This is a genomic window from Actinomycetospora sp., assembly GCF_055612215.1.
Map to the genome: position 1 here is coordinate 1 of NZ_JBVPVA010000004.1, position 4,165 is coordinate 4,165.

Genomic DNA, 4,165 nt, shown 5'->3' on the forward strand with positions numbered 1-4,165 from the left:
TGTTCGAGACCGTGAGCATCGAGCTCGGGGAGGACGCCGAGGCCGGGATCGGCTGGCTCTTCTTCGACCGGCCGGCCAAGCGCAACGCGATGAACCCGACGCTGAACACCGAGATGATCGCCGCGCTCGACTGGCTCGAGGCCGCCGACGACGTCCGGGTGGTCGTCCTCACCGGCCGCGGCGACGCGTGGTCGGCGGGGATGGATCTGCAGGAGTACTTCCGCGAGGTCGACGCCGCGCCCCCGCACGTCGAGATCCGTGCTCGCCGGGACTCCGCCGAGTGGCAGTGGCGCCGGCTCATCCACTTCCCGAAGCCGACGATCGCCATGGTCAACGGCTGGTGCTTCGGCGGCGCGTTCACCCCGCTGGTGTGCTGCGACCTCGCGATCGCGGCCGAGGACGCCTCGTTCGGGCTGTCCGAGGTCAACTGGGGCATCCCGCCGGGGGGCCTGGTCAGCCGGGCGCTGGCGGAGACGGTCTCGGCCCGGGACGCGCAGTGGTACGTCATGACCGGCGAGCGCTTCGACGGCCGCCAGGCCTCGACGATGCGGCTGGTGAACGAGGCCGTGCCGGGCGACCGGCTGCGGGCGCGCACCGTCGAGGTCGCGAGCCGGCTGGCTGGTATGAACACCCACGTGCTGCGGGCCGCGAAGGTCGGGGTGAAGAAGGTGCGCCAGATGTCGTGGGACACCGCCGAGGACTACCTCTACGCCAAGCTGGACGCCGCCACGGGGCACGACCCTGAGCAGGGCAAGCAGCAGGGGCTCACCCAGTTCCTGGACGCGAAGACCTACCGCCCGGGCCTCGGCGCCTACGAGCGCAGCTGAGCCGCGGGAGCCCTCGTGACCCCGCCGCCCGGCCTCGGCTCCTGGACCGCCCGCCGGGCGCGCGCCACCCCGGAGCGGACCGCCCTCGTCCACGGCGCCGCCCGCCTCACGTACGCGGCGCTCGACGACCGCGTGCGCGCCCTGGCGGCCGGACTCGCGGGGCTCGGCGTCGAGCGCGGCGACCGCGTCGCCTACCTGGGGCCGAACCACCCGGCCTTCGTCGAGACCCTGTTCGCGACGACGGCCCTGGGTGCGGTGTTCGTCCCGCTGAACTCGCGGCTGGCCCCGCAGGAGCACGCGTTCGCGCTCGAGGACACCGGGTCCCGGGTGCTCGTGCACGCACCGGGGTTCGACGAAGCGGCGATCCTGCCACTGGGTGCAGACGACGAGGCTTCGCTGGCACTCGTGGAGGTCGGCGGCTCGTACGAGGACCTGATCACCGGCACCGCGGAGCGTCGGGACCCCGTCGACGTCGACCCCGACGACACCGCGATCCTGCTCTACACCTCCGGGACCACCGGCCGACCCAAGGCGGCGCGGCTCTCGCACGCGAACCTGACCTGGAACGCCCTCAACGTCGTCGTCGACGTCGACCTGGCGCGCGACGAGGTCTGCCTGCTCTCCGCGCCGCTCTTCCACGCGGCGGCGCTGGGGATGACGTGCCTGCCGGTGCTGCTCAAGGGCGGGACGCTGGTGCTGGAGCAGGCCTTCGACGTCGACCGCACGCTCGACCTGGTCCCGGCCGAGGGCGTGACGATCATGTTCGGTGTCCCGACGATGTTCGCGGCGCTGGCCCGAGCGCCCCGCTTCACCGACACCGACCTGTCCAGCGTGCGCTACCTGCTCTGCGGCGGCGCGCCGGTGCCTCCGGCGTTGCTCGAGCGCTACGCGGAGCGGGGGCTGACCTTCCTGCAGGGCTACGGGATGACCGAGGCCGCGCCCGGGGTGCTGCTGCTCGACCGGGAGCACGCCCGGGAGAAGACCGGCACCGCCGGGCGCCCGCACTTCTTCTCCGACGTCCGGCTCGCCGACTCGGGCGAGGTGCTGGTCCGCGGCCCGAACGTCGTCGACGGCTACTGGCGACGCCCCCAGGAGAGCGCCGAGGCGTTCGGATCCGGAGAGCACGCCGACCGGGGATGGTTCCGCACGGGCGACGTCGCGACCGTCGACGCGGACGGCTTCTACCGGATCGTCGACCGCGTCAAGGACCTCTACATCTCGGGCGGGGAGAACGTCTCGCCGGCCGAGGTCGAGGGCGTGCTGACCGCCCACCCGGAGGTCGTCGACGCCGCCGTCGTCGGGGTCCCCGACGAGCGCTGGGGCGAGACCGGGCACGCCTGGGTGGTGCTCGCACCCGGCGCCACCGCGACCCCCGCGGACCTGCTGGCCCACCTCGACGGCCGGCTCGCCCGCTTCAAGCACCCACGCCGTGTGGAGGTCGTCGACGCGTTGCCGCGCAACCCCACGGGGAAGCTGGACAAGGGTGCGCTCCGCGCTCGCACGCCGTAGTCCGCGTCGTCACACGGACTGCTCGCGGGGCGCCGCCACCTCCAGCGACGACCGGGCCCGGTTCAGGTAGTCGCGGAACCGCTCGCGGTCGGCGGCCTCGAACCCCTCGACCATCCGCGCCTCGATCCCGGCCACGGGCTCGTCGAACCGCTCCAGCAGGGCGTGCGCCTCCGGCGTGAGGCTGATCAGCAGCTGACGCCGGTTGTCAGGATTGCGCCGGCGGACGATGAAGCCGCCGCGCTCGAGGGCGGTCACGAGGTCGGCCATGGCCTGCGGGGTGACGAACGAGTTGCGGGCGAGCTCGGCGGAGGTGAGTCCGTCGCGGCGGGCCAGCACGGTCAGCGCGGTGTACTGCAGCGCCGTGACCCCGGAGTCGCGCAGCAGCTCGTCGAGGTGCGCACGGACGACGAGCTCGACCTGCTTCACCGCGTAGAGCAGCGACGGACGTGGTCGCGCCGTGGCGGAGGCCCTCTCGCTCATCCACGGGATGTTCCCATGTCGACCCCGCGTGAAGTCGGACGCGCGCTCGACGGCGCCGCCGGGGAACAATGGGCGGGCTCCCCGGCGTCGCGCCCCGGCCGACGCCTCACCCGTCCGGAAGAGGTGCGACGGTGCCCCTGCTGCGTGCGCTGCTCGACGGCGGCCTCGACGACCCGGAGGCCGTCCGGATCGGGGACACCGCGTTCTCCGGCCCGGAGCTCCTCGGGGCGGCCTCGGTCGTCGCCGACGAGATCGCCGAGCGCTCCGACCCGTCCGCGCCCGTCGCGGTCTCGGCCACGGCGAGCGCGGAGACCGTGGTCGCGATCGTGGGGGCGCTGTTGGCCGGGGCCCCCGTCGTGCCGGTGCCGCCGGACAGCGGCCCGGCCGAGCGCGGGCACGTGCTCGGCGACTCGGGCGCAGCCACGTGGTTCGGCGAGAAGCCGCGCGACGTGACGCTGCCCGGCCGCCGGGTGGATCTCTCGCGGCGGGCCGGGCACGAGGTCCGCGAGGCCGTCGGCGACGGGCCCGCCCTCATCCTCTACACCTCGGGCACCACCGGCTCGCCCAAGGGCGTGCTGCTCTCCGCGGACGCGATGGCCGCGGGCCTCGACGGGCTCGCCGAGGCCTGGGACTGGACCGCCGCCGACACCCTCGCCCACGGCCTGCCGATGTTCCACGTCCACGGCCTGGTGCTCGGGGTGTTCGGGGCCCTGCGGATCGGGTCGCGGCTGGTGCACACCGTGAAGCCGACGCCCGCGAACTACGCGCGGGCGGTCGCCGAGCACGGCGGCTCACTGCTGTTCGGGGTGCCGACGGTGTGGTCGCGGATCGCCGACGACCCGGCGTCCGCGGCCGCGCTGACCGAGGCCCGCCTGCTGGTGTCCGGGTCCGCGCCGCTGCCCGTGCCGGTGTTCGAGCGCGTCCGGGAGCTCACCGGCCAGGCACCGCTGGAGCGCTACGGCATAAGCGAGACGATGATCACGCTCGCGGTGCGGGCCGACGGCGAGCGCCGTCCGGGCTGGGTCGGGGTGCCGGTGGCCGGTGTCGAGACCCGGCTGCGGGCCGTCGTCGACGGTCCCGATGGCGAGCCGGAGACCACCGACGAGGACGTCCCGGCCGACGGGGAGTCGATCGGCGAGCTCCAGGTCCGCGGCGCCTGCCTGTTCGACGGCTACCTCAACCGCCCCGAGGCGACCGCCGAGACCTGGACCGCCGACGGGTGGTTCCGCACCGGGGACGCCGCCGTCGTCGACGCCGGGGGCTACCACCGCATCGTCGGGCGCCGCTCGGTCGACCTCATCAAGTCCGGGGGCTACCGGATCGGCGCGGGCGAGGTGGAGACCGCGCTG

General features: G+C 74.4%; 4 protein-coding genes. 3 read left to right on the top strand and 1 reads right to left on the bottom strand.

Annotated elements, in window-relative coordinates; translation table 11 throughout:
• Together AC0CYZ_RS00040 and AC0CYZ_RS00045 are read left to right on the top strand one after the other, a co-directional pair.
• Positions 1-827: p-hydroxycinnamoyl CoA hydratase/lyase (locus AC0CYZ_RS00040; protein ID WP_472210736.1), on the top strand; the 827-nt coding region annotated here is incomplete at its 5' end.
• Positions 828-842: 15 nt separating this feature from the next.
• Positions 843-2,336 carry an acyl-CoA synthetase gene (locus AC0CYZ_RS00045; protein WP_472210738.1) on the top strand — a complete coding sequence of 498 codons (1,494 nt, stop codon included), beginning with the start codon at positions 843-845 and terminating at the stop codon, positions 2,334-2,336.
• A gap of 9 nt (positions 2,337-2,345) precedes the next feature.
• Here the strand turns inward: AC0CYZ_RS00045 and AC0CYZ_RS00050 are convergent, their stop codons facing one another.
• Positions 2,346-2,816, bottom strand: coding sequence for a MarR family winged helix-turn-helix transcriptional regulator (locus AC0CYZ_RS00050; protein WP_472210740.1), 471 nt, complete (start codon positions 2,814-2,816; stop codon positions 2,346-2,348).
• A gap of 131 nt (positions 2,817-2,947) precedes the next feature.
• On the opposite strand from AC0CYZ_RS00050, the gene AC0CYZ_RS00055 reads away from it, so the two are divergent.
• A partial coding sequence (locus tag AC0CYZ_RS00055) for an AMP-binding protein (RefSeq protein ID WP_472210742.1) occupies positions 2,948-4,165 on the top strand: 1,218 nt, incomplete at its 3' end.